The sequence below is a fragment of the Mycobacterium sp. MYCO198283 genome (assembly GCF_021213805.1).
Taxonomy (GTDB): domain Bacteria; phylum Actinomycetota; class Actinomycetes; order Mycobacteriales; family Mycobacteriaceae; genus Mycobacterium.
On record NZ_JAJQJI010000003.1, the window covers coordinates 223,779 to 248,875 of the forward strand.

A 25,097-nucleotide genomic window follows, 5' to 3' on the forward strand; every position below is an offset into this window, starting at 1 on the left:
GAGCCCTCTACGATTCGTCAAGTGGTGGCAGCGGCGCGCGTGCGGCGAACCAACCGCCGCGGGCAGGCGACCCGCGACGGCATGCTCGACGCCGCCCTGCGGGCGCTCGCCACCGGCGACACCGCCGCGGCGTCGGCCAACCGGATCGCCAGGGACGCCGGCGCCACCTGGGGTGCGGTGAAGTACCAGTTCGGCGGCATCGACGGGCTGTGGGCGGCCGTGCTGGCGCGCACCGCGCAGCGCCGCGGCGACTTCGTGGGCCGGGCCGATCCCGGCACGCCGCTGCGGGTGCGCGTCGCCACGATCATCGACCTGCTGTTCGACGGTCTCTCGGCGCCGGACTCCCGGGCCATCGAGACGCTGCGGGCGGCGCTGCCGCGCGACGGCGCCGAACTGGAGCGGCTGTATCCGCAGACCGCGGCCGAGCTGCAGTCGTGGGGGCGCAGCTGGATAGAGGCCTGCCAGACCGCGTTCGCCGACGTCGACGTCGATCCGGGCCGGGTACGGGAGGTCGCGTCGTTCATCCCGGGCGCGATGCGCGGGCTGGTCTCGGAGCGCCAGCTCGGCTCCTACTACGACCTCGACGACGCCCGCCGCGGACTCACCAACGCGATCGTCGCCTACCTGGAGGGCTCGCTCAGCGCCGGTTGAGCGTCGCCTCCTCCAGGTCGAGGCCGTGCAGCACCGACCGCAGCACCTCGTCGTCGATGCGGCCGCTGTCGCGTTCGGCGATGAACGTCGCGCGCTCGGCGGCCAGCATCTCCAGCCGAAACCGCCGGAACGCCGACGAGGGCGCCTCGCCGAGGTCGGCGTCGTCGCGCCCCAACCGCTCCCACGCCGAGTTGCGCCGCCGCGTGTTCCAGCCGCGCAGCACCTCCGCCGCGCGCTCGTGCACGTCGGCGGTCTCCTCCGCCGCCAGCAGTTCGTCGAGCCGGGCGGCGGCGGCGCGGGCGGCCTTGTCCTGAGCGGCGGCCTCGGCCAGCGCGTCGCTGCGCGCCTCGTCGCCGCGCACGCCGAGCCGCCGGATCAGCCAGGGCAGCGTCAGGCCGTGAAGCAGCAGCGTCCCGACCACCACCACGAACGTCAGGAACACCAGGTGCGGCCGCCCGGGGAACGGCGCGCCGGCCGGCGTCGTGAGCGGCACCGCGAACGCCGCCGCCAGCGACACCACGCCCCGCATCCCGGCCCACGCGACGATGAACACCTCCGCGGCCGACGGCCGCTGGTCGCGGCGGCGCCGCAGCCGCGGCAGGTACGCGAACGCGTAGAGGTAACCGATCCGCACGACGATCACCGTCACGAACACTGCCACCGACGACACCGCCAGCGTCGAGACGGCGAGCCCCCGCAGGTCTTTCACCACCTGCGGCAGCTGCAGGCCGATCAGCAGGAACGCCACCGATTCGAGCACCAGCTGCAGCGCCTTCCACACCGCCTGGTCCTGCAGCCGGGTGGCGTAGCCGGCGCGGGTGGAGTGCTGGCCGGCGATCAGCGCCGCCACCACCACGGCCAGCACGCCCGAGCCGTGGATCTCTTCGGCCGCCAGGTAGATCGCGAACGGCGCCAGCAGCCCGACGGCGCTCTCCACCAGCGGATCGTCGAGGATCCGGCGCACCCACACCAGCAGCGCGCCCAGCGCGACACCGACCGCCGCGCCACCGATCGCGGCCAGCCCGAACGTCGCCAGCGGGCGCTCCCACGAGGCCGCGGTGCCCAGCGCGGCGGCCAGCGCAACCTTGTAGGCGGTCAGCGCGGTGGCGTCGTTGAGCAGGCTCTCGCCGCCGAGCAGCGTCATCATGCGCCGGGGCAGCCCGAGGCGGCGGCCGACGGCCGTGGCGGACACCGCGTCCGGCGGTGCGACGATGGCCCCGAGCACCAGCGCCGCCGCGACGGTCAGCTCGGGCACCGTCCGGTAGGCGACGAACCCGACGGCGAAGGTGGTCACCAGCGGCAGCCCGACCGCCAGCAGCCCGATCGCGCGGATGTTGCGGCGCAGGTTCACATACGAGCTCTCCAGCCCGGCCGACCACAGCAGCGGCGGCAGGATGACGAACAGCACCAGGTCCGGGTCGAGCTCGAAGTCAGGAGCGCCGGGCACCGACCCGATCGCGAGCCCGGCGACCACCAGGGCGAGCGGAGCGTTGACGGCGTAGTGGCGGGCGAGCGCGGCGAGCAGCACCGCCAGGACCAGCACCGCCAGCAGCGAGGCATTCACCTCTTTATCCTGCAATGGTGGTGAAACGGCTGCGACGGCGATCCGGCACGGCGGACACGGCGACCGATGACCGGTGTGAGCACCTCGCGGCGCTCGACGCCGCGGCGGAACCGGAGTCGGCCGGGGAAGTCTGCCAGGACTGCGACGCCCTCGGCGACACGGCGTGGGCGCACCTGCGCAAGTGCCTGCAGTGCGGGCACGTCGCCTGCTGCGATTCCAGCCCGCACCGGCACGCGACCGAGCACTTCGAGCGCACCGGCCACCCGGTGATGCGCTCCTACGAGCCGGGGGAGAGCTGGCGCTGGTGTTACGTCGACAGCACGCTCGACGACCCCGCCGCGCTGCCGCAGTGATCTGGCAGGCTTGACCGCGTGCAGTCGACCGTGATGCTGCTCGGCGCCGGCGAGCTGGCCCGCGAGCTGGTGATCGCCTTCCAGCGGCTCGGCGCCGTCGTCATCGCGGTCGACGCCGAGCCCGACGCGCCCGCCCAGCGCGCCGCCGACCGCGCGCTCACCGCCGCGCCCACCGACAGCGCCGAGATCGCCGGGCTGATCGAGCGTGAGCGACCCGCGGTCGTCGTCGTCGGCGACGGCTGGCCCGGCCCGCACGGCCGCGAGGATGTCGAGGTGCTGCCGAGCGCGAAAGCCGCTGCGCTGACCGCTGATCGCGAGGGCTTGCGGCGGCTGGCCGCCGACGAGCTGGGGCTGCCGACGGCGCCGTTCTGGTTCGCGTCGTCGGCCGCGGAGCTGGCGGCCGTCGCCGCCCACGCCGGCTATCCGCTCGTGGTGTCGCCGCTGGGGCCGCCCGCCGGGGAGGGCCAGTCGGTGCTGCTGCGCGCCGAGGACGTCGAGCCGGCGTGGACGCGCGCGACCGCCACCGGCGCGGGCCGCGTGATGGCCGAGAGCGTGGTGGAGGTGGACTACCAGGTGACGCTGCTGACCGTCCGGGGCGTCAAGCCGGGCGGCCACGGCGTGCAGTTCTGCGAACCCATCGGGCACCGGCTGGTCGGCGACGCCGTGGAAACCTGGCAGCCGCAGGCGATGTCGCCCGCCGCGCTCGACGTCGCGAAGTCGGTGGCCGCCCGGATCGTCAACGCGCTCGGCGGTCGCGGGTTGTTCGGCGTCGAACTGCTGGTGCGCGGCGACGAGGTGTACTTCGCCGACGTCAGCGCCCACCCGTTCGCGTCCGGGCTGGTCACCGTGCGCAGCCAGCGGCTGTCGGCGTTCGAGCTGCACGCGCGGGCAGTGCTCGGCCTGCCGGTCGACACGATCCTGGTCTCCCCCGGGGCGGCCGAATTGGTGTCGGCGCCACGCGATGCGGCACCCGCGACCGCCGACCCGATCCCCGTCCTCGCCGATGCGCTGCACACCGCCGAGAGCGACGTGCTGCTGTTCGGGCCGCCGCACCGCCACGCCGCCGCCATCGCGACCGCACCCGACGTCATCCGGGCCCGCGACCGGGTGCGCCAGCTCGCCGCCGCCCTGCGGAAGCTGTGGTAGCCCATGGCCGACACCCCCGACAGCACCGCCGACCGCGCTGACGACGGCACCCCCGCGCCGTTCCTGGCGGCGCTGGTCATCATCGTGTTCGTCGTCGCGGTGATCACCGTCCTCGCGCTCACCGACGACGACGGCGTCAGCGACGAACAGCAGGTCGCCCGCGCGCTCGTCGGCCAGAACGACGCCCTGCAGCGCGATAACCCGGGCGACTACCGCTCCTACACCTGTGCGGCGCTCGCCGCCGGCGACGCGCAGGCGCTTTCGGCGCAGCGAGAAGCAAAGGCGCGGTCGGGTGCGCGCTACGTCGACGACGTCACCGACATCCGGATCGACGGCGACCGGGCCACCGCGACGGTGCAGTACAGCTTCGAGCGCAACCGCGACGACAAGCGGACCGCCGCGGTCACCGCGGTCCGCGAGGACGGCGCCTGGAAGGTGTGCTCGGGCTACCCGTAGCCGCGTGTGGAAAACTCGCCACGTGAGCTACGCAGGGGATATCACGTCCGTCGAGGCGTGGGAACTGCTGAACGAGAACCCCGACGCGGTGCTCGTCGACGTCCGCACCGAGGCCGAATGGCGGTTCGTCGGTGTGCCGGATCTGACGGAGCTGGGTCGCCGGGTGGTGTTCGTGCAGTGGAACCGCAGCGACGGGTCGCACAACGACCGCTTCCTCGACGAACTGCAGGCCGCCGGCGTCACGCCCGGTGAGCGGCCGGTGCTGTTCCTGTGTCGCTCCGGGAACCGGTCCATCGGCGCCGCGGACACCGCGACGGCCGCCGGGATCGCGCCGAGCTACAACATCTCCGACGGCTTCGAGGGCGGGCTCGACGAGCACGGCCACCGCGGGCACGAGGGCTGGCGGGCGGCCGGCCTGCCGTGGCGGCAGTCATGAGCTCCGGCGACAAGCCTTCCGTGCGCATCCCGGCGCCGCTGCCCGAGGGCGTCAGCCAGGCGACGATCGGCGTGCGCGGCGGGCTGTTGCGATCGAATTTCGAGGAGACCGCCGAGGCGCTGTACCTGACGTCGGGCTACGTGTACGCCACCGCCGGCGACGCGGAAAAGGCGTTCACCGGCGAGATCGACCGGTTCGTCTACTCGCGCTACGGCAACCCGACCATCAGCATGTTCGAGGAGCGGCTGCGGCTCATCGAGGGCGCCGAGGCGTGCTTCGCGACGGCCACCGGCATGGCCGCGGTGTTCACGTCGCTGGGCGCGCTGCTCGGGGCGGGCGACCGGCTGGTGGCCGCCCGCAGCCTGTTCGGCTCCTGCTTCGTGGTGTGCAACGAGATCCTGCCGCGCTGGGGCATCGAGACCGTCTTCGTCGACGGCGACGACCTGGCGCAGTGGGAGGAAGCGTTGTCGGTGCCCACGCAGGCCGTGTTCTTCGAGACGCCGTCGAACCCGATGCAGTCGCTCGTCGACATCGCCGCGGTGTCCGAGCTGGCGCATGCCGCCGGCGCAAAGGTGGTGCTGGACAACGTGTTCGCCACGCCGCTGCTACAGCAGGGCTTCCCGCTGGGTGTCGACGTGGTGGTGTACTCGGGCACCAAGCACATCGACGGGCAGGGCCGGGTGCTCGGCGGCGCGATCCTGGGCGCCAAGGAGTACATCGACGGCCCGGTGCAGAAGCTGATGCGCCACACCGGCCCGGCGATCAGCGCGTTCAACGCGTGGACGCTGCTCAAGGGCTTGGAGACCATGGCGGTGCGGGTGGACTACGGCAACCGCAGCGCGCTGCGTATCGCCGAGTTCCTCGAGCAGCATCCCGGCGTCAGCTGGGTGCGCTACCCGTTCCTGCCGTCGCACCCGCAGTACGAGCTCGCGACGCGGCAGATGACGGCGGGCGGCACGGTGATCACCTTCGAGCTCGCAGGCGCCAGCAAGCAGCGCGCGTTCGAGGTGCTCGACGGCCTGCAGCTCATCGACATCTCCAACAACCTCGGCGACGCCAAGTCGCTGATCACCCATCCGGCGACCACCACCCACCGGGCGATGGGCCCCGAGGGTCGCGCCGCGATCGGGCTGGGCGACGGCGTCGTGCGCATCTCGGTCGGCCTCGAGGGCACCGACGACCTGATCGCCGACCTCGACCGCGCGCTCGGTTAGGCCTTCTTCTCGGCCACGCCGATGCTGGACTGCGCGCGGTCCTCGTAGGCCTTGCGGGCCGCGGCGTCGAAGGTGAGGAAGACGTCGTCGAGGCCCATCTTCTTGTTCAGCCAGCGGCGGCCGCGCGGCGCGAGGTTGTTGGTGAACGTGGCGAACAGCCGCAGCGCATCGGGCAGCGAGACGAAGGTCTTCGGCTTGTCGAGCGCCCGGACGATGATCGCCGCGATCTCCTCGGGCTCGACGGGCTTCGACGCGCCGGTCTTGCGGGTGCCTGACGTGAGATCGGTGTTGACGAACGGCGGCAGCACGGCGGTGACGTCGACGCCGTACGGCGCGAACTCGTCGGCCATCGCGGTGGTGAGCCCGACGACGCCGAACTTGCTGGCGGCGTAGACCACCTGGCCCGGCAGCGCCATGACGCCGGCCAGCGACGCGATGTTGATGATGTGGCCGCTGCGGCGCTCGACCATCTCCGGCAGCACCAGCTGGCAGCCGGTGAGCACGCCGTAGACGTTGACCTCGATCGACGCGCGGATGGCCGCTTGGGTCTGCTGCAGGAACGGGCCGACGGGCATGACGCCGGCGTTGTTGATCAGCACGTCGATCCGGCCGCCGCCGTCGGCGCGCGCCTTGTCGAGGAACAGCTGGAACGACTCGCGGTCGGTCACGTCGAGCGGATGGCCCGACACCGGCCCGAGCGTTGCGAGCGCGTCGACGGCCGACTCCAGCGCATCGACGTCGCGGTCACCGATGATGACGCGGGCACCGCGCGCCAGCAGGGCCTTCGCGGTGGCGTTGCCGATCCCGCGGGCCGCGCCCGTGATGACGACGGTCTTGCCGTTGATGTTGTCCATGCGGCCGAACTTTACACCTGTCAAGTTTGTAGGTGAAGTGGCTCACTCCGCGCCCGGAATGCGCCCGGCCGCCGTGCGTTGCACAGTGGCGTGATGGGTGTGTCCACGGTCGCGTTCCTCGCGGTGAGCCAGGACGATCCGCTGGCCCAGCCGTTGCTCGACGAGCTCGCGCTCGAGTACGCGCAGCGCTACGACGGCGACCGCGACCGCATCCACCGCTGGCTGCGCAGCTATCCGGCCGCGGAGTTCAGCCCGCCCGCCGGCGCGCTGCTGGTCGGCGTGCTCGACGGCCGGCCGGTCACCGGCGGGGCGTTCCGCCGCTTCGACGCCACCACCGCCGAGCTGAAGCGGATCTGGACCGACAGCGCGCACCGCCGCCGCGGCTACGCCCGGCTGCTGCTCGCCGAGCTGGAGGCGCTGATCGCCGCGCGCGGCTACCGACGCGTCTACCTCACCACCGGCGACCGCCAGCCCGAGGCCGAGCGGCTCTACCAGACCACGGGCTACCGCCGGCTCGCCGAGCCGCTGCCCGCCGCCGGCGACGAGAACTACCCGGTCGCGTTCCTCAAGGAGCTGCCGTGATCGGCCTCGCGGTGGCCCTCGACGGCCACGGCTGGCACCCGCAGGCGTGGCGCGTGGCGTTGACGCACCGCCCCGACGCCGCGCCGGTCACCAGCGGTCGGCACTGGACGCCGCTGGTGCAGACGGCCGAGCGCGGGCTGCTCGACTTCGTGTCGTTCGAGGACACGCTGTCACCGCAGGCGGGCCGCAAGCCGCAGCTGAGCCCGCGGCGCCTCGCGGGCCGCGCCGACGCGGTGATGGTCGCCGCGCACGTGGCACCCGCCACCCGCCACATCGGGCTGGTGCCGATCGCGACCGTCACCCACACCGAGCCGTTCCACGTCTCCAAGGCGATTGCGACGCTGGACTTCGTGTCCCGCGGGCGCGGCGGATGGCAGCCGCGGGTCAGCGCCGCGCCGCACGAGGCCGCCCTGTTCGGCCGCCGGGACGTGACGGCCGTCGACCTGTTCGACGAAGCCGCCGACGTCGTCGAGGTGGTGCGCCGGCTGTGGGACAGCTGGGAGGACGACGCGGTGATCCGCGACGTGGCCACCGGCCGCTACGTCGACCGGACCAAACTGCACTACGTCGACTTCGAGGGCCGCTACTTCTCGGTGAAGGGCCCGTCGATCACGCCGCGGCCGCCGCAGGGCCAGCCGGTGGTGGCGGTGCTGGCACACTCGCTGCCGGTGTACCGATTCGCCGCCGCCGCAGCCGATCTGGTGTTCATCACCCCCACCGACGACGCGACCGTGGCGTCGCTGCGGCGCGAGGTGAGCGACGCCGGCGGCGACCACCTGCAGGTGTGGGCGGACATCGTCGTCTCCCTGCACGGCGAGGTACCGGCCGGCGACTTCCGTTCCGACGCACTGATCTTCACCGGCGACGCCGACGAGCTGGTCGCGCTGCTGCTGCGCTGGCAGCGCCTCGGCGTCGACGGCGTCCGGCTGCGGCCCGCCGTCAACGACCTCGACCTGCCGGCGATCGTCGACGACGTCGTCCCCCGGCTGCAGGACGCCGGGGCCTTCCGCACCGCCTACCGCGACGGCGAGACGCTGCGCCAGCGCCTCGGGCTCGCAGCGGCGATCAACCGCTACACCAGGGAGGGCCGGTGACCGTACCGCCGTCGATACCGCTGTCGATCCTCGACCTGTCGCCCATCAGCGCCGGCAGCGACGCCGCTACCGCGCTGCGCAACACCGTCGACCTGGCGCAGCACGCCGAGCGGTGGGGGTACCGCCGATACTGGCTGGCCGAGCACCACTTCGTCGCGGTCGCCTGCTCCCGGCCGGAGATCGTGGCCGGCCAGGTCGCCGCCGCCACCAGCACCATCCGCGTCGGCGCGGCCGCGGTGCAGCTGGGCCAGACGACGGCGCTCGCCGTGACCGAGCGGTTCGGGATCCTGGCGTCGTATCACCCGGGCCGCATCGACATGGGCGTCGGCCGCTCGCAGCAGCGGCGCCGGGAGGCCGGCGCGGCGCCGAAACCGAAGCAGGACAAGCCCGCTCCGCAGTGGCGGGAGGTGGCCGGCGTGGTGATCCCGCCGCCGTTCGACCAGTCGGCGTTGCTGCGCAGCGATCAGATGCGCGCCCAGCTCTCGGTGCTCACCCAACCGGGGGCGGAGGCACCCGACTTCGCCGACCAGATCGCCGACATCGAGGCCATGCTCGCCGGCGAGTTCCGGGTCGGCGAGCACCCGGTGCACGTGGTGCCCGCCGAGGACACCGATCTGGTGCCGTGGATCTTCGGCAGCAGCAAGGGGCAGAGCGCGCGCGTGGCCGCGGCCCGCGGGCTGCCGTTCGTCGCGAGCTACCACATCACCCCGGGTTCCGCGCTCGACGCCGTGGAGGTGTACCGCGCGAACTTCCAGCCGTCGCGCCACCTGCGGGAGCCCTACGTCGTGGTGTCGGCCGACGTGGTGGTCGCCGACGACAGCGCCACCGCCCACGCGCTCGCCGCGAGCTACGGGCACTGGGTGTACGCCATCCGCACCGGCGCCGGCGCACCGCCGTATCCGGATCCGGCCACCGTCGAGCCGCTGCGCGACGAGCAGCGCGCCGTGGTCGCCGACCGGCTGGCCACTCAGTTCGTCGGCGACCCCGACGAGGTGGCCCACCGGCTGGCGGCGCTGCAGCGCTACAGCGGCGCCGACGAGCTCGTCGTCACCTCGGTGACGCACTCCCATGCCGATCGGCTGCGGTCCCACGAGCTGCTCGCCCGCCGCTGGGGGATCACCAATGGCTGAGCGGCGCAAGCAGATCCACCTCGCCGCGCACTTCCCGGGCGTCAACAACACCACGGTGTGGACCGACCCGAGCGCGGGCAGCCAGATCGACTTCGCGTCGTTCGAGCACTTGGCCCGCACCGCCGAGCGCGGCCTGTTCGACTTCTTCTTCCTCGCCGAGGGCCTGCGGCTGCGTGAGCACCGCGGGCTGATCCACGACCTGGACGTGGTGGGCCGCCCCGACACGTTCACCGTGCTGGCGGCGCTGGCGGCGGTGACCGAGCGGCTCGGGCTGGTCGGCACCATCAGCACCACGTTCAACGAGCCGTTCGAGGTGGCGCGCCAATTCGCCACCCTCGACCAGCTGTCCGACGGCCGCGCCGGCTGGAACGCGGTCACGTCATCGGATGCGTTCACCGGCGCCAACTTCCGGCGCGGCGGCTTCCTCGACCACGCCGACCGCTACGTCCGCGCGGCCGAATTCGTCACCGTCGCACGACAGTTCTGGGACAGCTGGGAGCCCGGTGCGGTGATCGCCGACCCGCGACGCGGGACCTACCTCGACCCGGCCCGCATCCGTCACGTCGACTTCACCGGCGCCCAATTCGACGTGCACGGCGTCGCGACGCTGCCCGCCGGCCCGCAGGGCCACCCGGTGCTGCTGCAGGCCGGCGACTCCGACGACGGCCGCGACTTCGGCGCCCGCCACGCCGACGCGCTGTTCACGCTGCACGGCGACCTCGAGGCGGGCCGGCGCTACTACGCCGACGTCAAGGCGCGCGCGGCGGCCGCCGGCCGCGATCCCGCGGCGCTGCTGGTGTTCCCGGCGGCGACGTTCGTGCTCGGCGACAGCGCCGCCGACGCCCGCGACCGGGCTCGGCACATCCGCGAGCAGCAGGTGAGCCCCGCCACCGCCATCACTTTCGTCGAACAGGTCTGGGGCACCGATCTTTCCGGCCTCGACCCCGACGGTCCGCTGCCGGAGTTCGATCCGGTCGTCGACTCGACCATCACGCAGGGCCGCGTCCGCCACGGCGATCCGCGGGAGGTGGCGAAGGCCTGGCGGGCACGCGCCGAGGCGGAGCGCCTGTCGGTGCGCGAGCTGGTGATGGCGGTGACGACGCGGCACCAGTTCGTCGGCACCGCCGCGCACGTCGCCGAGGAGATGGACCGCTACGTGGCTGCAGATGCGTGCGACGGGTTCATCCTGGTGCCGCACCTGACGCCGCACGGCCTGGACGAATTCGTCGACGCCGTGGTGCCGCTGCTGCAGGAGCGCGGCGTCTTCCGCACCGAGTACACCGGCACGACGCTGCGCCAGCACCTCGGCCTGGCCTGAATGTCAGCGCGCAGCGGTCGCGTCGGCGACCGCATCGCGGACCGGTCCGCGCCAGATGTCGCCGTGGCCGGGCACCAGCACCTCGCTGTCGAGCAGCGCCAGCGCCGCCAGGCTGCGCAGGCAGCCGCGCTCGTCGTGGTTGAAGACCTTCGGCAGCAGCTGCGGCCCCTGCCGCCGCGACACCGGATGGCCCGTCACGAGCGCGTCACCGGTCACCAGCACGCCGTCGACCACATACGAGCAGTGACCGCCGGTGTGCCCCGGCGTCGGAACCGCCCGCGGCCGCCCGGGCAGCGCCGCCGCCACCTGCTCGGTCAGCGCGGCCGCCGTCGGGATGCCGTCGCGCACCAGCCCGCCGCGGCGCGCCACCTCGGCCGACCACCGCAGCCAGGCCGGCCGCACCAACCGGGGCGCCAGGCTCAGCGGCGAAACCTGTTCCAGGTACTCGCGTTTGGCGTGCCCGACCTCGTCGGCGTGGCAGTACACCGGGACGCGGTGCGTCGCGGCGAACCAGATGGCGGTGCCGAAGTGGTCGATGTGGGCGTGGGTGAGCAGGATCGCCCGCAGCGCGTCGACGCCGAAGCCCAGCTCCCGCAGCGAGCCGAGCACGTCGTCGCGCTGCCCCGGGAAGCCGGCGTCGATCAGGATCACCCCGTCGGGGGACGTCACCAGCGTCCAGTTCACCAGCTCGGTGCGCGCCACGTGGACGTGCTCGGATACCTGGGTGAGCGCCGCAGCCATGCCGGGAGTGTAGGGGGAGTAGAAACGAGGAATGGCTGAACTCAAACTCGGATACAAGGCGTCGGCGGAGCAGTTCGCGCCCCGCGAGCTCGTCGAGCTCGGCGTGCTCGCCGAGCAGCACGGCATGGACAGCGCCACGGTCAGCGACCATTTCCAGCCCTGGCGGCACGAGGGCGGCCATGCACCGTTCTCGCTCGCCTGGATGACGGCCGTCGGCGAGCGCACCGAGCGGATTCAGCTCGGCACGTCGGTGCTCACGCCGACGTTCCGCTACAACCCCGCCGTCATCGCGCAGGCGTTCGCGACGATGAGCTGCCTGTATCCGGGCCGCATCTTCCTCGGCGTCGGCACCGGCGAGGCGCTCAACGAGATCGCCACCGGCTTCGAGGGCGAGTGGCCCGACTTCAAGGAGCGGTTCGCCCGGCTGCGCGAGTCGGTGCGCCTGATGCGCGAGCTGTGGCTCGGCGACCGCGTCGACTTCGACGGCGAGTACTACAAGACCAAGGGCGCCTCGATCTACGACGTTCCCGACGACGGCGTGCCGGTGTACATCGCCGCCGGCGGTCCCGTCGTCGCCAAGTACGCCGGCCGCGCGGGCGAGGGCTTCATCTGCACGTCGGGCAAGGGTGAGGAGCTGTACAAGGACAAGCTGCTCCCCGCGGTGGCCGAAGGGGCAGAAAAAGCCGACCGCAACGCCGACGACATCGACAAGATGATCGAGATCAAGATCTCCTACGACACCGATCCCGAAGCGGCGCTGGAGAATTGCCGGTTCTGGGCGCCGCTGTCGCTCACCGCCGAGCAGAAGCACTCCATCGACGACCCGCTGGAGATGGAGAAAGCCGCCGACGAGTTGCCGATCGAGCAGGTCGCCAAGCGGTGGATCGTCGCCTCCGATCCCGACGAGGCCGTCGCGAAGGTGAAGGACTACGTCGACTACGGGCTGAACCACCTGGTGTTCCACGCACCGGGGCACGATCAGCGCCGGTTCCTGGAGCTGTTCGAGCGCGACCTGGCCCCCCGGCTGCGCAAGCTCGCATGATTTGACAGGGTGGGGACGTGCCCACCGGCCCCGCTTCGCCCGCCCGGGCGATCTACATCGCCGCCCCCGAGGGCGACACCGGCAAGTCGACCGTCGCGTTGGGCATCCTGCACCGGCTCACCGCGACCGTCGCGAAGGTCGGCGTGTTCCGGCCGATCGCCCGCAGCGAGCACGGCGACCACATCCTCGAGCTGCTGCTGGACCACGCGAGCGCCGACCTGTCGTTCGATGAGTGCGTCGGGATCAGCTACCAGCAGCTGCACGACGACACCGAGGCGGCGCTGGCGACGATCGTCGACCGCTACCACGCGGTCGCCGACCGGTGCGACGCCGTCCTCATCGTCGGCAGCGACTACACCGACGTCACCGCACCCACCGAGCTCAGCGTCAACGCGCGCATCGCCGTCAACCTCGGTGCGCCGGTGGTGTTGACGGTGCGGGCACGCGGTCGCACCCCGCACGAGGTGGCCCAGGTCGCCGAGGTGTGTCTCGCCGAGCTGTCGGCGCAGCACGCCCGCACCGCCGCCGTGGTCGCGAACCGCTGCCAACCCGACGAACTCGCCGCTGTCGCCGAGGCACTTGCGGCGCTGCCCGACGTGCCCGCCAGCTACGTGCTGCCCGAAGACCCGGTGCTCGTGGCGCCGTCGGTCGAGGACCTGCAGCGGGCGGTCGACGGCACGCTGGTCGCCGGGGACGCCGAGCTGCTGGGCCGCGAGGCGATGGGGGTGCTGGTCGCCGGGATGACCGCCGAACACGTACTGGAACGGCTGACCGAAGGCGCCACCGTCATCACCCCCGGCGACCGCTCCGACGTGGTGCTCGCCGTCACCAGTGCCCATGCGGCCGAGGGGTGTCCGTCACTGTCGAGCGTCATCCTCAACGGCGGACTGCCGCTGCACCCGGCGATCGCCAAGCTGGTCGACGGGCTGCACCAGCGGCTGCCGATGATCGCGACGACCCTCGGCACGTTCGAGACGGCGAGCGCGGTGGCGTCGGCCCGCGGCCGGGTGACCGCCGCGTCGACCCGCAAGATCGACACCGCGCTCGCGCTGATGGAGCGCCACGTCGACATCGGAGATCTGTTGGCGCAGTTGGCCATCGAGCTGCCCGCTGTCGTCACCCCGCAGATGTTCGAGTACCAGCTGATCGACCAGGCGCGCAGCGACCGCCGCCACATCGTGCTGCCCGAGGGCGACGACGACCGCATTTTGCGCGCGGCGGGCCGGCTGTTGCAGCGCCGCGTCGCCGACCTGACGATCCTGGGCGTCGAGTCGCAGATCCGGTCGCGCGCTGCCGAACTCGGTGTCGACCTCGATGTGGCCACCGTCATCGATCCGTGCGACAACGCCTACGCCGACGACTTCGCCGCGCAGTACACCGAACTGCGCAAGCACAAGGGCATGACGCTGGAGCGTGCGGTCGAGGTGATCCGCGACGTGTCGTACTTCGGAACCATGCTGGTGCACAACGGCATCGTCGACGGCATGGTGTCCGGCGCCGCCCACACCACCGCGCACACCGTGCGGCCGGCGTTCGAGATCATCAAGACCAAGCCCGACGTGTCCACGGTGTCGAGCGTGTTCTTCATGTGCCTGGCGGACCGCGTGCTCGCCTACGGCGACTGCGCGATCGTGCCGGATCCCTCCGCCGAGGAACTCGCCGACATCGCCATCTCGTCGGCGCACACGTCTGCCCAGTTCGGCATCGAACCGCGGGTGGCGATGCTGTCGTACTCCACCGGCACGTCCGGCAGCGGAGCGGACGTCGACAAGGTGCGCCGCGCCACCGAACTCGTGCGCGAGCGGCAGCCCGACCTGCCCGTCGAGGGGCCGATCCAGTACGACGCCGCCGTCGAGCCGTCCGTCGCCAAGAGCAAGGCCCCCGACTCCGAGGTCGCCGGCCGCGCGACGGTGCTGATCTTCCCGGACCTCAACACCGGCAACAACACCTACAAGGCGGTACAGCGCAGTGCCGGCGCGGTGGCCATCGGCCCGGTGCTGCAGGGCCTGAACAAACCCGTCAACGACCTGTCGCGGGGCGCGCTCGTCTCCGACATCGTCAACACCGTGGCGATCACCGCCATCCAGGCGCAGGAGAAGCGATGACCGATTCGCCCACCGTGCTGGTTCTCAACACCGGCTCGTCGTCGGTGAAATACAAGCTGCTGCAACCGAAGTCGGGCACCACGGTGGCCGCCGGCATCGTCGAGCGCATCGGCGAGGGCATTTCGTCGGCGCGGCTGACCATCGGCGAGCACAGCTGGGAGCGCAACTACCGCGTCGCCGACCACGAGGCCGCGCTGCGGACGGTGTTCGACCTGTTCGCCGAGGCCGGCGCCGACCTGAACTCGTTCGGGCTGGTGGCCGTGGGGCACCGGGCCGTTCACGGCGGCGAGACGTTCTACGAGCCGGCGCTGGTCACCGACGAGCTGATCGCCGAGATGGAGGAGCTGGCGCCGCTGGCGCCGCTCCATAACCCGCCGACCGTGCTCGGCATGGAGGTCGCCCGCAAGGTGCTGCCCGACCTGCCGCACGTCGCCGTCTTCGACACCGCCTTCTTCCACGACCTGCCGCCCAAGTCGAAGAGCTACGCCATCGACCGCGGCGTCGCACGGGTGTGGAAGATCCGCCGCTACGGCTTCCACGGCACGTCCCACCAGTACGTCAGCGAGCAGGCCGCGGAGTTCCTCGGCGCGTCGCCGGCCGAGCTGAACCAGATCGTGCTGCACCTGGGCAACGGCGCGTCGGCGTCGGCGATCGCCGGTGGCAAGCCCGTCGACACCTCGATGGGCATGACGCCGATGGAGGGCCTCGTGATGGGCACGCGGTCCGGCGACGTCGATCCGGGCATCATCTTCTACCTGGGCCGCACCGCCAACATGAGTTTCGACAAGGTCGAGTCGATCCTCAACAAGCGCTCCGGCACCCTCGGCCTGGCCAACGAGATCGACTTCCGTCAGCTGCACGCCATGATCGCCGACGGCTCCGACGAGGCGCGGCTCGCCTACGACGTCTACGTGCACCGGCTGCGCAAGTACATCGGCGCCTACCTCGCGGTGCTCGGCCGCACCGACGTCATCAGCTTCACCGCCGGCGTCGGCGAGAACGACGCCCAGGTCCGCCGCGACGCGCTCGTCGGACTCGAGACGCTGGGAATCGAACTCGACGAGACGCGCAACGACGACTCCGGCGACCGGCCGCGCCGCATCTCCACCGACTCCTCGCGGATCGCCGTGCTCGTCGTACCGACCAACGAGGAGCTCGCGATCGCGCGGGCGTGCCTCGACGTCATCGACTAAGTGGAGGATTTCCTCCGGCTCGTTGTAGGGTGAGCGCATGCTCCACGCCGCGGGATCGGAGGCATACGCCGCGGCGACGCGGCCGCACAATTCGTCGACCGTGCAGCAGCCACCGCCGACGACGCTCCCCTCGTCATGATGGAACTCCGCCATGTCGCGGGCGCGCCGCGGCGGCGCGACGGAGCCGTGGTCGGCCCTGTCGGAGGCTTCGTCTACCACGCGGTCGCGCCGCTGGACCGCTATCCGCGGGAACGGATCGAGGAAGGGTTCGCCCGCGCTCGAACCGTGTGGACGCCCGCCGAAACCGGTGTGACGCCCGGCTCGTGGGTCGAGGGCGCCGCAACGGTGTCATCGGCGTTGCCCGACGACGTCCGCGAGCGCGCCCGGTCGATCGCCGACGCGGTGGATCCGGCGGCCCGCATCCGACGATCGCGGCTGCTGGGATGACCGCCGCCTGGGGCAGAGCGTTCTCGTACCCGCGGCCAGTAGCCGCACTCACCGACAACAGATGGGAATGACCATGTCCGAGCAGAAGCTGATCGCCGTTGTCGGAGGCACCGGAAAGCAGGGCGGTGGCCTCGTCCAAGCCATCCTCGACGACCCCGCACCGCAGTTCCGGGTACGGGTCCTCACCCGCAGCGCCCAATCCTCGAAGGCCCGCGAATTGGCGGCCGCCGGCGCCGAAGTCGTCGAAGCCGACCTCGACGACGGGGCGAGCGTGCGGGCTGCGTTCGACGGCGCCGACGGCGCGTTCGTCGTCACCAACTATTGGGCTGAACGCTCCGCCGACGAGGACGCCGCACGAACCAGGGCCGACATGGAGCGTGCGCAGGCCGACAACGCCGCGCTGGCGGCCAAGCAGGCCGGCGTCGGCCACGTCATCTGGTCGACGCTGGAGGACACCCGCGAGGTCTTGGGCGCTGACGACCAGGTGCCGACCGTCGAGGAGCGCTACAAGGTGCCGCACTTCGACGCCAAGGCCGAGGCCGACGCCCTGTTCCGCGAGTACGACGTCCCGACGACCTTCCTGCGCACGACGTTCTTCTTCGAGAGCTTCGCCGGCGGCGTCGGCCCCACCCGGGCCGGTGACGGCACGCTGGAACTGACCCTTCCGATGGCCGACCAACCGCTGTCGGGCATCGCCGTCGCCGACATCGGTAAGACCGCGTTGGGCATCTTCAAGCGTGGCGCCGGACTGATCGGCCAGACGGTGAGCATCGCCGGTGATCACCTGACCGGCGAGCAATACGCGTCGGCGTTCAGCGACGCCTTCGGCGAACCGGTCACCTACCGGCCCATGAGCTGGGAACAGTTCCGCGCGCTGGGGTTCCCCGGAGCCGTCGAGATGGCCAACATGTTCCAGTACTACGCGCAGAATTCGGCCCGCTTCGTGGGTGCTCGGGACCTGGCTGCGGTGCGTGAACTCAACCCGGCGCTGCAGTCGTTCCGCGATTGGCTGGCGCACGCCGGTCTGCAGCGCCCCTAGTCGACGAACGCCGAACGGCTGCTGCTAGATGGCGCGCAGGTGCGGCCGCTGACCCGGCTCGGGAGCGACGACCTCCGGCTCGGGTGGGGCGACGCGCGAATTGACCCGCTCGATCGCGGAATCGACGCGGGTGGCGGCGGCGTCGCACATGCCGCGCACGCGCCCACCAACGGTCTCGACGTCGTCGCCGGCGCTGCGGACGTAGGCGGTGACACCGGCGACCCACAGCCGCAGCCGCTCGCCGGCCGCCGCAATCCGCCGGCGCACGCGGTCATCCACCTCGACGGTCACGTACCCCAGGCGAACCTTCATCCGCTGCTCCCATCTGACCCGATGACTTCACGGTAGCCGAGTTGCCGCGTCGCTGTGTCGCCGTGCCCGCCGCTACGCCATCCGGCGCAGCAGCGAGGAGTCCAGCTCGTCGAGCGAGGCGACACCCGCGAGCCCGAGGATCAGGTCGAACTCGGCGATGAGGTTCTCCAGCACCTCCTGGACCCCGCGGCGCCCGGCGATCGCGAGACCGTAGATGTGCGGCCGGCCGATGGCGACCGCGTCGGCGCCCAGCGCCAGCGCCTTGACGATGTCGGCACCGCTGCGAATGCCGGAGTCGAGGATCAGGCGGCAGCGCCCGTCGACCGCCGCCGCGACGTCGACCAGCGCGTCGGCCGCACCGATCACCGAATCGATCTGTCGGCCACCGTGATTGGACACGACGATGCCGTCCACGCCGAGGTCGACGGCCCGCCGCGCGTCGTCGGGGTGCAGGATGCCCTTGAGCACGATCGGCAGCCGGGTCCGCTCGCGCAGGCCGGCGATGTCGTCCCAGTTCAGCGAGGGCCTCGAATAGGTGGCGAGGAACGTCTCCACGCTGGCGCGCGGCACCGGTGAGGTGAGGTTGCGCAAGAACCCGCCGGGCACCTCCCGCGCCAGGGAGAACAGGGTCTTGACCGCACCCAGCGTCACCTGCACGTCGGGCCGCTGCCCCGTTGCGGTGGCAGCGGCGATCCGGTCGCGCACCGATGCGCGGAACGCGGGATCGGACGTGTACTGCGCGATCCCGATGGCCCGGGTGAACGGCAGCGACCCGAGGTTCAGATCCTGTGGCCGCCAACCCAATTGCGTGGTGTCGAGGGTGACGACGAGCGCGTCGGCGCCCACCGTCTCGGCGCGTGCGATGAAGCTGTCGACGACGTCTTCGTTGGTGGACCAGTACAGCTGGAACCAGCGCGGCGCGCCAGCTCTCCTATCCCCGGTCGCTTCGCTCGCCCCGGAAATATTCCCCGTCGCTTCGCTCGCCCCGGAAACGACGCGCTCCATCTCGGCGGCCGTCTCCTCCATGGGCGCCGAACCCTGGTTCGAGAAGATGTACGGCACGCCGACCGCGGCGGCGGCGGCGCCGATCTCCACGTCGGCGCGCTGCGCGACGAGCCCGGCCGCCCCGACGGGTGCGACGAGCACCGGCGCCGGCAGCGTGCGCCCGAACAATTCGGTCGACAGCGTGCGCCGGGAGGTGTCGCGCAGCATCCGCGGCACGATCGCCCACCGGTCGAACGCGGCGCGGTTGCGGTCCATGCCGGTGCCCTCGCCCGCGCCACCGGCGACATACGCCCACGCTTGCTTGCTCATCCGGCGGCGGGCGGCGCGTTCGAGCTCGGTGAAGTTGGTCGGCACCGCGGGGCGACGGCCGAAGACACCGGCACGGTAGATCGACTCCTGGCGTTCGCGGCCCGGGTGCGGCACGGGTTCGGGTGCGGTCATCAAGGAGTCACGGTAGCCGTCAAAAGGTGGCGACGGCGAGCCGTCAAAAGGTGGACGTCGGCCGCACCGAGTTGGCGAGGTCGACCAGCGCGTAGCGGTGCGCCTGCGTGGGCGCGATCCGCGCGAGGCCGCGCAGCGACGCCTCGACACCCAGCTGCAGCCCGTGCGGGGTGAACGGGAAGCCGAGGATGTGGCTGGAGCTGGCCTCGTTGTCGCTGATCCAGTCCATCGCGGTGCCCAGCACCAGCGCGCGGATCTGCAGCACCCGCGGCTCGGTGTCGGGCAGCGCGTCGACCCGCCGCGCCGCGTCCCGGATCTGTTCCTCGGTCAGCTCGGAGCCCGAGCGTCCGGACAGCAGGGCCACCGCGCTCGTGAGCCGCGCCGTGGTGAAGTGGCGCGACGTCGCTGGCACCTGGTCGAGGGTGCGGACGGCGCCCTCGCGGTCGCCCTCGGCCGACTGCGTGCGCGCCAGCCCGAAGGCCGCGGAGATGGTGCCGTTGTCGGTGGTCCACACGGTGCGGTAGTAGGTGAGCGCCGCCGGATTGCCGGCGAGCTCGGCGGTCGCGGCCAACGCGATCTTCGGCGCGGCCTCGCCGGGCAGCATGTCGAGCACCTCGGTGAAGTGCTTGGCCGCGGATTCGTAGTCGGCGCTGAGCAGTTCGGCCACCGCCCGGTACCACACCAGCCGCCACCGCCAGCCCGCCCGCTCGGCCAGCTCGTCGAGCTTGCGGGTGGCCTTGACCACCTCGCCGAGGTCGAGCAGTGCGCGGATCTCCATCAGCGGCAGCTCGACCGACTCGCTGAGGTCGATGCCCTCGGAGTCCAGCGCGCCGTGGCGGGCCGCGCGCAGCGAGTCCAGGGTCTGCACCGGCTGCGAGAGCACGTTCGCGCTCAGCACCGGCGCGCCGACGTCGGTGGGATCGACCAGCGGCACGGGCAGCGCGGTGACGATCTCCTGCGCGGTCAGCTTCTCGGTGTGCACCCGCCCGTCGACGTAGACGTCGGTGTGCGCGACGAGCAGGTCGATGCCGAACGTCGACCGGGACGGGCTGAAGATCGTCGACAGGCCGGGCCGGGGCACACCGGTGTCATGCGCGACGACCTCGCGCAGCACACCCGACAGCTGGCCCGACATCTCCTCGGCGCTGGTGAAGCGGCGCCGCGGATCGGGGTCGATCGCGCGCCGCAGCAGCCGCGCGTAGGAGTCGTAGGTCGCGAGCACCGGGTCGTCGTCGGGCAGCCCGTCGACGTAGCGGCCCTTGCGGGTGCGCAGGTTCAGGGTCAGCGCGGCCAGCGTGCGGCCGACGGTGTAGATGTCGGTGGCGACGGTCGGGCCGGTGCGCACGATCTCCGGCGCCTGGTAGCCCGGCGTGCCGTAGAGGTAGCCGAACGAGTTGATCCGCGACACCGCGCCCAGGTCGATCAGCTTCAGCTGCGACTCGGTGACCATGATGTTCTCGGGCTTGAGGTCGTTGTAGACCAGGCCGAGCGAGTGCAGGTACCCCAGCGCGGGCAGGATCTCGAGCATGTAGGCGATCGCCTGGGCGACGGGCAGCTTCTCGCCGCGCGCCTCCTTCAGCGACCGGCCGCCGACGTACTCCATGACGATGTAGCCGACGGGGTCGCCGTGCGCGTCGGGATGCTCGACGAAGTTGAAGATCTTGACGATCGACGGGTGCGCCACCTCGGCGAGGAACTGCCGCTCGGCCATCGCGATGGCCTGCGCCTCGGCGTCCCCGGAGTGCACCAGGCCCTTCAGCACGACGGGGCGTTCGTTGACGTTGTGGTCGACGGCCAGGTACACCCAGCCCAGCCCGCCGTGGGCGAGGCAGCCCTTGATCTCGTACTGGTCGGCCACCCGGTCGCCCGGGTTGAGCTGCGGCAGGAACGAGAAGTGGCTGCCGCAGTACGGGCAGTCGCCCTCGTTGGGGGCGGGCCTGCCATTGGTCGAGCGGCCGACCGGCCGGCCGCAGTTCCAGCAGAACCGCTTGGACTCGGCGACCACCGGGTTGCGCATCAGCGCGGCCAGCGGGTCGATCTCGGGGACGCGCGGGATCTCCACGAGCCCGCCGCCGAGCCGGCGGATCGGCGACACCGCCCGCGTCGCGCCGGTGGTGTCCTCGACGGCGGTCGGATCGGTGGTCGCGGTGGCGGCGTCGTCGAGCGGCGCCCGGAAGATCGCCTGGGTGGACATCGGCCGCATCGTCGCCACCGAATCCAGGTACAGCTCGGACAGCTCGGCGGGCTGCGTGCCGACGCTCACCTCGCCGGTGTCCGGATCGCCCATCGTCAACGCTTCCTAGTCCAGGTACCGGGCCGACGGCGGCGACGGCACCGGCCCGAGCACGGTCAACCACTTGCGGTACAACGTGTTCCACGTGCCGTCGCGGCGGATGCGTTCCAGTGTGCCGTTGACCACCCGCACCAGGCCAGGGTTGTCCTTGTTGATGCCGATGCCGTACGGCTCGGTGTTCATGTTGGGGCCGACGATGTGCAGGTACGGGTCCTGGGACACCAGCCCGGCCAGTATCGCGTCGTCGGTGCTGACGGCGTCGACCTGCCGCTGCTGCAGCGCGACGAGGCAGTCGGCCCAGGTGACCACGGCGACGACGATGGGCGCGGGGTTGATCCGCTCCAGCTGCTGGATGCTGGTGGTGCCCTTCGCCGCGCACACCCGCTTGCCCGACAGGTCTGACGGGGTGCGGATCGCCGAGTCGCGCGGCGCCAGGATGCGTTGGTAGGCCGTCAGGTACGCCGTCGAGAACGCCACCCGCTGCCGGCGCTCGCAGGTGATGCTCATGGTCTTCACAACGATGTCCACCTGGCGGCTCTCCAGCGCGGCGATGCGATCGGCCGACGCCAGGATGCGGTACTCGACCTGCGACGGCGTGCCGAAGATGTCGCGGGCCACCTCGGCGGCGATGTCGATGTCGAAACCGGTGATCTCGCCGGTGATCGGGTCGCGGAAGCTGAACAGGTTGCTGCCGATGTCGGAGCCGACGATCAGCCGGCCGCGCGCGCGGATGTCGGCGACGGCCTGGTCGGCCTCGGCCTTGGTGGGGAACGGCCGCAGGCTGGCGGTGAGGTCGCAGTCGTCGGCGCCCGGCGGCCGGACCGGCGGGCGGGACGGGGTGAGCTCGGCCATGCCGGCCGGGGTGGGCGGCGGGACCGAGAGCGTCGGCTCGGTGTCCAGGTAGGCCGGTTCGCCGCAGCCCGCCGCCACCACGGCGACCACCGTGAGCAGGGCGACGAGCAGCCGGCGCGCGGTCATCGGTACTCGTTCAGTCGGGGCGCGAGGCCGGCGGCGACCGCCAGGGCGGCGCCCAGCGACAGCACCACCGCGCCGACGGTCGCGCCGGACAGCACGCGCAGCGCGTTCTCGATGTCGCCGCGCAGCTGGCGACGGCTCTCGGTGATGGCGTTGGCCAGCGCGGCGTCGAGCTTGTCGAACGCCGGGGTGGAGTCGTCCTCCCCGGTGCCGAGCGCCACCTGGGTGGCGGCCTGGTAGTTGCCGACCGAGATGTAGGCGTTGATGCGCTCGTCGGCCTGCCGCCACCGCATCAGCAGCTCGTCGGCGTTGGCCAGCCCGCTCTTGTCGACGCTGTCGTCGCGGGCCAGGTACGTCACGAGCTGGGAGTGCATGGCGTCGATGCGCTGGTAGAAGGACTGCTTGCGGGTGTTCTCGTCGCCGCGGCGGATCAGCGACAGCGTCTCGTCCGCGCGGGCCTGCTGCGCGGTGATCGCCAGGGTGGTGATGGTCTTGAGCGACTCGGCGCCGGTGTCCTTGGCGTCGCGGCTGCCGGCGGTGGAGATGGCCAGCGCGGTGCCCACCCAGATGATCATCACCACGATCGCGAGCCCGCCCACCACCAGCCCGATGTTGACGCGCCGGCGGGTGCGGCGCGCCAGCCAGCGGTGGGCAAAGGCGCCGAAGAGCAGCGTCACGGCCACCACGAAGATCACCGGCGCGGGGATGCGCGCCGACGCATTGGTCTCGGTGTCCACCCGGGCCGACGTCTGCTCGTAGAGGCGCTGCGCGTCGGGGAGGATCGTCTGCTGCATCAGCGCCGACGCCTCGGACAGGTACGACGAGCCGACCGGGTTGCCGGCGCGGTTGTTGGTGCGCGCCGTCTCGATGAGGCCGGTGTAGACGGCCAGCTCGGCGTTGATGCGGCCCAGCAGCTGCTGCATGGACGCGTCGGTGATCCCGGCCGACGCGCGGGTCAGGGCGACGGCCGCGTCGGTGATCGCCTGTTCGTAGCGCTGCCGCACCTCACGCGGCTCGGCGCCCGCGATGAACGCGGTGGCCGCCGCGGCGTCGGCCACCGACAGCCGGGTGTAGAGCTGGCCGGCGGCGAACGACAGCGGCTCGGTGTGGTCCAGCACGGTGGTCAGCGCACCCTGCCGCTGGTCGATGGAGGTGGAGGTGGCGAACGCGCTGGCCACGCCGAGCGCCGACAGCAGCATGCCGATCAGCAGGATGCGGCCCGGCGTCGTGATCCAAAACCACCACCAGGGCTGCGCGGCGTCGGCCGTCGCCCGTGTCGCGAGCGGCTCGGTCGACGGATGCGCCAACTCCACGGTCACCTGGCTGGAACCTCGTGCTCGACGGGTGTGATTTCCGACCGTTCCCACTCTATGAGCGAATCCTAAGAATGGCGGGAGGTTGACCTATCCTGGGCTGCGTGCGCGGCGACGGCGACGGCTGGGTGATCTCGGCCGACGGTTCCCACTACTGGGGCCGGCACGGTGCCGCCGGCCTGCTGCTGCGGGCCCCCCGTCCCGACGGCAGCCCGGCCGTGCTGCTGCAGCACCGCGCGCCGTGGAGCCACCAGGGCGGCACCTGGGGACTCCCCGGCGGCGCCCGCGACAGCCACGAGACACCGCAGCAGGCCGCGGTCCGCGAAGCGTGGGAGGAGACCGGGCTCGCCGTCGAGCACATCACCGTGCGCGGCACCGTGGTCACCGCCCGCGCCGCCGGCGACGCCTGGACCTACACCACCGTGGTCGCCGACGCCCCGCAGCCGCTGCCGACCACCGCCAACCGGGAGAGCGCGGAGCTGCGCTGGGTCGACGAGGCCGACGTGGCGGACTTGCCGCTGCATCCGGGTTTCGCGGCCAGCTGGCCGGTGCTGCGCGCCGTGGCCGTGCCCCTGCGCCCGGCGACCGCCGGCCTGCCGCGGACCGTCGAGATCGAGGCCGGCGTCTTCGTGTGGTGCGTGCCGGGCGACGACGTCAGCGATCCCGACCAGGATCTGCAGGCGCGCCTGCGCTCGCTGCTGCAAGCGCCGCGCTGAGCGCCCGCGCGGCGGCGGCCGGGTCGTCGGCCGCGGTGATCGCGCGCACCACCACGACCCGGCGGGCCCCGGCGTCGAGCACCTCGGGCAGCCGGTCGGCGTCGATCCCGCCGATCGCGAACCACGGTTTGGCCGTGCCGGTGGCCGCGGCGTGGCGCACCAGGTCCAGCCCCGGTGCCGGGCGCCCCGGTTTGGTGGGCGTCGGCCAGCACGGGCCCACGCAGAAGTAGTCGCTCGGCTCGGCGATCGCCGCGGCCACCTGGGCTTCGTCGTGCGTCGAGCGGCCGGTCACCACCTCGGCGCCGACGATCTCGCGTGCCACCGCCAGCGGCAGGTCGTCCTGCCCGAGGTGCAGCACGTCGGCGCCCGCGGCGCGGGCGATGTCGGCGCGGTCGTTGACGGCCACCAGGGCGCCGTGGCGGGCGGCGGCGTCGGCGAGGACCGCCAGCGCGGCCAACTCCTGGCGGGCCTCCAGCGGCCCGAACCGCTGCTCGCCGGGTGACCCCTTGTCGCGCAGCTGCACGACGTCGACGCCGCCGGCCAGCGCGGCGTCGACGAATTCGGCGAGGTCCCCGCGCTCCCGGCGGGCGTCGGTGCACAGGTACAACCGTGCCGACGCCAGCCGCTGCCGTGGTGTGTGCACACCGCGAACGCTAGCGCCTGCGGGGAGTAGCCTG

At 72.1% G+C, this 25,097-nt stretch carries 25 protein-coding genes; 16 read left to right on the plus strand and 9 right to left on the minus strand.

The annotated features are described in order from the left end of the window. Nucleotides 1-81 precede the first annotated feature (81 nt). Nucleotides 82-651, plus strand: a complete 570-nt coding sequence (locus tag LV457_RS07660) for a TetR/AcrR family transcriptional regulator (protein ID WP_232170436.1) — start codon at nucleotides 82-84, stop codon at nucleotides 649-651. Here the strand turns inward: LV457_RS07660 and LV457_RS07665 are convergent. After that, nucleotides 638-2,215 (minus strand): Na+/H+ antiporter, encoded by a 1,578-nt coding sequence (locus LV457_RS07665; protein WP_232170189.1) that lies wholly within the window; start codon nucleotides 2,213-2,215, stop codon nucleotides 638-640. The genes LV457_RS07660 and LV457_RS07665 overlap by 14 nt on opposite strands. A 14-nt stretch (nucleotides 2,216-2,229) precedes the next feature. Here LV457_RS07665 and LV457_RS07670 point away from each other — a divergent pair, with 14 nt between their 5' ends. From LV457_RS07670 to LV457_RS07690, 5 genes are read left to right on the plus strand one after another with little or no spacing between them, the layout of a single operon-like run. After that, nucleotides 2,230-2,568: a UBP-type zinc finger domain-containing protein gene (locus tag LV457_RS07670; protein WP_232170190.1), complete on the plus strand. Its 339-nt coding sequence runs from the start codon at nucleotides 2,230-2,232 to the stop codon at nucleotides 2,566-2,568. A gap of 18 nt (nucleotides 2,569-2,586) precedes the next feature. Further along, nucleotides 2,587-3,714: a formate-dependent phosphoribosylglycinamide formyltransferase gene (gene purT, locus LV457_RS07675; protein WP_308192175.1), complete on the plus strand. Its 1,128-nt coding sequence runs from the start codon at nucleotides 2,587-2,589 to the stop codon at nucleotides 3,712-3,714. A gap of 3 nt (nucleotides 3,715-3,717) precedes the next feature. Then, nucleotides 3,718-4,170, plus strand: coding sequence for a lumazine-binding protein (locus LV457_RS07680; protein WP_232170191.1), 453 nt, complete (start codon nucleotides 3,718-3,720; stop codon nucleotides 4,168-4,170). Nucleotides 4,171-4,192: 22 nt separating this feature from the next. Next, nucleotides 4,193-4,606, plus strand: a complete 414-nt coding sequence (locus LV457_RS07685; protein ID WP_232170192.1) for a rhodanese-like domain-containing protein — start codon at nucleotides 4,193-4,195, stop codon at nucleotides 4,604-4,606. Next, nucleotides 4,603-5,820 (plus strand): O-succinylhomoserine sulfhydrylase, encoded by a 1,218-nt coding sequence (locus LV457_RS07690; protein ID WP_232170193.1) that lies wholly within the window; start codon nucleotides 4,603-4,605, stop codon nucleotides 5,818-5,820. The genes LV457_RS07685 and LV457_RS07690 overlap by 4 nt, the downstream gene beginning before the upstream one ends. Here the strand turns inward: LV457_RS07690 and LV457_RS07695 are convergent. Next, entirely contained in the window at nucleotides 5,817-6,674 is an 858-nt protein-coding gene (locus tag LV457_RS07695; protein ID WP_232170194.1) for an SDR family oxidoreductase, read from the minus strand. The genes LV457_RS07690 and LV457_RS07695 overlap by 4 nt on opposite strands. 93 nt (nucleotides 6,675-6,767) lie before the next feature. Between LV457_RS07695 and LV457_RS07700 the strand changes: the two genes are divergently transcribed. Genes LV457_RS07700 through LV457_RS07715 form a run of 4 tightly spaced genes read left to right on the plus strand, consistent with a single transcriptional unit; the run spans nucleotide 6,768 to nucleotide 10,798 of the window. Beyond that, nucleotides 6,768-7,256 carry a GNAT family N-acetyltransferase gene (locus LV457_RS07700; RefSeq protein WP_232170195.1) on the plus strand — a complete coding sequence of 163 codons (489 nt, stop codon included), beginning with the start codon at nucleotides 6,768-6,770 and terminating at the stop codon, nucleotides 7,254-7,256. Further along, on the plus strand, nucleotides 7,253-8,350 hold the full coding sequence (locus LV457_RS07705; RefSeq protein WP_232170196.1) for an LLM class flavin-dependent oxidoreductase: 1,098 nt from the start codon (nucleotides 7,253-7,255) through the stop codon (nucleotides 8,348-8,350). Before LV457_RS07700 ends, LV457_RS07705 begins: the two co-directional genes overlap by 4 nt. Then, entirely contained in the window at nucleotides 8,347-9,480 is a 1,134-nt protein-coding gene (locus LV457_RS07710) for an LLM class flavin-dependent oxidoreductase (protein WP_232170197.1), read from the plus strand. The genes LV457_RS07705 and LV457_RS07710 overlap by 4 nt, the downstream gene beginning before the upstream one ends. Further along, nucleotides 9,473-10,798 carry an NtaA/DmoA family FMN-dependent monooxygenase gene (locus tag LV457_RS07715; protein WP_232170198.1) on the plus strand — a complete coding sequence of 442 codons (1,326 nt, stop codon included), beginning with the start codon at nucleotides 9,473-9,475 and terminating at the stop codon, nucleotides 10,796-10,798. The genes LV457_RS07710 and LV457_RS07715 overlap by 8 nt, the downstream gene beginning before the upstream one ends. Nucleotides 10,799-10,801: 3 nt before the next feature. Here LV457_RS07715 and LV457_RS07720 read toward each other — a convergent pair whose 3' ends face one another. Then, on the minus strand, nucleotides 10,802-11,539 hold the full coding sequence (locus LV457_RS07720; RefSeq protein WP_232170199.1) for an MBL fold metallo-hydrolase: 738 nt from the start codon (nucleotides 11,537-11,539) through the stop codon (nucleotides 10,802-10,804). Nucleotides 11,540-11,570: 31 nt separating this feature from the next. Between LV457_RS07720 and fgd the strand changes: the two genes are divergently transcribed. From fgd to LV457_RS07745, 5 genes are all read left to right on the plus strand, one after another. After that, entirely contained in the window at nucleotides 11,571-12,581 is a 1,011-nt protein-coding gene (gene fgd, locus LV457_RS07725) for a glucose-6-phosphate dehydrogenase (coenzyme-F420) (RefSeq protein ID WP_232170200.1), read from the plus strand. A 17-nt stretch (nucleotides 12,582-12,598) separates the two neighbouring features. Then, a complete protein-coding gene (gene pta, locus LV457_RS07730; RefSeq protein WP_232170201.1) occupies nucleotides 12,599-14,686 on the plus strand; it encodes a phosphate acetyltransferase in 2,088 nt (695 codons plus the stop codon). Next, nucleotides 14,683-15,879: an acetate kinase gene (locus tag LV457_RS07735; protein WP_232170202.1), complete on the plus strand. Its 1,197-nt coding sequence runs from the start codon at nucleotides 14,683-14,685 to the stop codon at nucleotides 15,877-15,879. The genes pta and LV457_RS07735 overlap by 4 nt, the downstream gene beginning before the upstream one ends. A 138-nt stretch (nucleotides 15,880-16,017) precedes the next feature. Then, nucleotides 16,018-16,326: a hypothetical protein gene (locus tag LV457_RS07740; protein WP_232170203.1), complete on the plus strand. Its 309-nt coding sequence runs from the start codon at nucleotides 16,018-16,020 to the stop codon at nucleotides 16,324-16,326. Between the two features lie 73 nt (nucleotides 16,327-16,399). After that, entirely contained in the window at nucleotides 16,400-17,365 is a 966-nt protein-coding gene (locus LV457_RS07745; RefSeq protein ID WP_232170204.1) for an NmrA family NAD(P)-binding protein, read from the plus strand. 24 nt (nucleotides 17,366-17,389) lie between these two features. On the opposite strand, the gene LV457_RS07750 is transcribed toward LV457_RS07745, so the two are convergent. The 5 genes from LV457_RS07750 to glnX form a co-directional block, all read right to left on the minus strand. Then, nucleotides 17,390-17,677, minus strand: coding sequence for a hypothetical protein (locus LV457_RS07750; RefSeq protein ID WP_232170205.1), 288 nt, complete (start codon nucleotides 17,675-17,677; stop codon nucleotides 17,390-17,392). A 72-nt stretch (nucleotides 17,678-17,749) separates the two neighbouring features. Beyond that, nucleotides 17,750-19,123: an alpha-hydroxy-acid oxidizing protein gene (locus LV457_RS07755; protein WP_232170206.1), complete on the minus strand. Its 1,374-nt coding sequence runs from the start codon at nucleotides 19,121-19,123 to the stop codon at nucleotides 17,750-17,752. Between the two features lie 43 nt (nucleotides 19,124-19,166). Beyond that, complete coding sequence (locus LV457_RS07760) at nucleotides 19,167-21,410, minus strand: serine/threonine-protein kinase PknG (RefSeq protein ID WP_232170207.1); 2,244 nt, start codon at nucleotides 21,408-21,410, stop codon at nucleotides 19,167-19,169. A gap of 12 nt (nucleotides 21,411-21,422) precedes the next feature. Beyond that, a complete protein-coding gene (locus tag LV457_RS07765; protein ID WP_232170208.1) occupies nucleotides 21,423-22,394 on the minus strand; it encodes a glutamate ABC transporter substrate-binding protein in 972 nt (323 codons plus the stop codon). Then, nucleotides 22,391-23,710, minus strand: coding sequence for a protein kinase G-activating protein GlnX (gene glnX, locus LV457_RS07770; RefSeq protein ID WP_232170209.1), 1,320 nt, complete (start codon nucleotides 23,708-23,710; stop codon nucleotides 22,391-22,393). Before glnX ends, LV457_RS07765 begins: the two co-directional genes overlap by 4 nt. 98 nt (nucleotides 23,711-23,808) lie before the next feature. On the opposite strand from glnX, the gene LV457_RS07775 reads away from it, so the two are divergent. Next, entirely contained in the window at nucleotides 23,809-24,420 is a 612-nt protein-coding gene (locus LV457_RS07775) for an NUDIX hydrolase (protein ID WP_232170210.1), read from the plus strand. On the opposite strand, the gene thiE is transcribed toward LV457_RS07775, so the two are convergent. Then, nucleotides 24,359-25,063 carry a thiamine phosphate synthase gene (gene thiE / locus LV457_RS07780; RefSeq protein ID WP_232170211.1) on the minus strand — a complete coding sequence of 235 codons (705 nt, stop codon included), beginning with the start codon at nucleotides 25,061-25,063 and terminating at the stop codon, nucleotides 24,359-24,361. The two genes, LV457_RS07775 and thiE, sit on opposite strands and share 62 nt — an antisense overlap. Between the last annotated feature and the right edge of the window lie 34 nt (nucleotides 25,064-25,097).

Coding starts and splice junctions, on each gene's coding strand:
- LV457_RS07660 (WP_232170436.1), top strand. CDS start 82: ATGCTCGACGCCGCCCTGCGGGCGCTCGCCACCGGCGACACCGCCGCG.
- LV457_RS07670 (WP_232170190.1), top strand. CDS start 2,230: ATGGTGGTGAAACGGCTGCGACGGCGATCCGGCACGGCGGACACGGCG.
- LV457_RS07680 (WP_232170191.1), top strand. CDS start 3,718: ATGGCCGACACCCCCGACAGCACCGCCGACCGCGCTGACGACGGCACC.
- LV457_RS07690 (WP_232170193.1), top strand. CDS start 4,603: ATGAGCTCCGGCGACAAGCCTTCCGTGCGCATCCCGGCGCCGCTGCCC.
- LV457_RS07695 (WP_232170194.1), bottom strand. CDS start 6,674: ATGGACAACATCAACGGCAAGACCGTCGTCATCACGGGCGCGGCCCGC.
- LV457_RS07700 (WP_232170195.1), top strand. CDS start 6,768: ATGGGTGTGTCCACGGTCGCGTTCCTCGCGGTGAGCCAGGACGATCCG.
- LV457_RS07715 (WP_232170198.1), top strand. CDS start 9,473: ATGGCTGAGCGGCGCAAGCAGATCCACCTCGCCGCGCACTTCCCGGGC.
- LV457_RS07720 (WP_232170199.1), bottom strand. CDS start 11,539: ATGGCTGCGGCGCTCACCCAGGTATCCGAGCACGTCCACGTGGCGCGC.
- fgd (WP_232170200.1), top strand. CDS start 11,571: ATGGCTGAACTCAAACTCGGATACAAGGCGTCGGCGGAGCAGTTCGCG.
- LV457_RS07735 (WP_232170202.1), top strand. CDS start 14,683: ATGACCGATTCGCCCACCGTGCTGGTTCTCAACACCGGCTCGTCGTCG.
- LV457_RS07740 (WP_232170203.1), top strand. CDS start 16,018: ATGGAACTCCGCCATGTCGCGGGCGCGCCGCGGCGGCGCGACGGAGCC.
- LV457_RS07745 (WP_232170204.1), top strand. CDS start 16,400: ATGTCCGAGCAGAAGCTGATCGCCGTTGTCGGAGGCACCGGAAAGCAG.
- LV457_RS07750 (WP_232170205.1), bottom strand. CDS start 17,677: ATGAAGGTTCGCCTGGGGTACGTGACCGTCGAGGTGGATGACCGCGTG.
- LV457_RS07755 (WP_232170206.1), bottom strand. CDS start 19,123: ATGACCGCACCCGAACCCGTGCCGCACCCGGGCCGCGAACGCCAGGAG.
- LV457_RS07760 (WP_232170207.1), bottom strand. CDS start 21,410: ATGGGCGATCCGGACACCGGCGAGGTGAGCGTCGGCACGCAGCCCGCC.
- LV457_RS07765 (WP_232170208.1), bottom strand. CDS start 22,394: ATGACCGCGCGCCGGCTGCTCGTCGCCCTGCTCACGGTGGTCGCCGTG.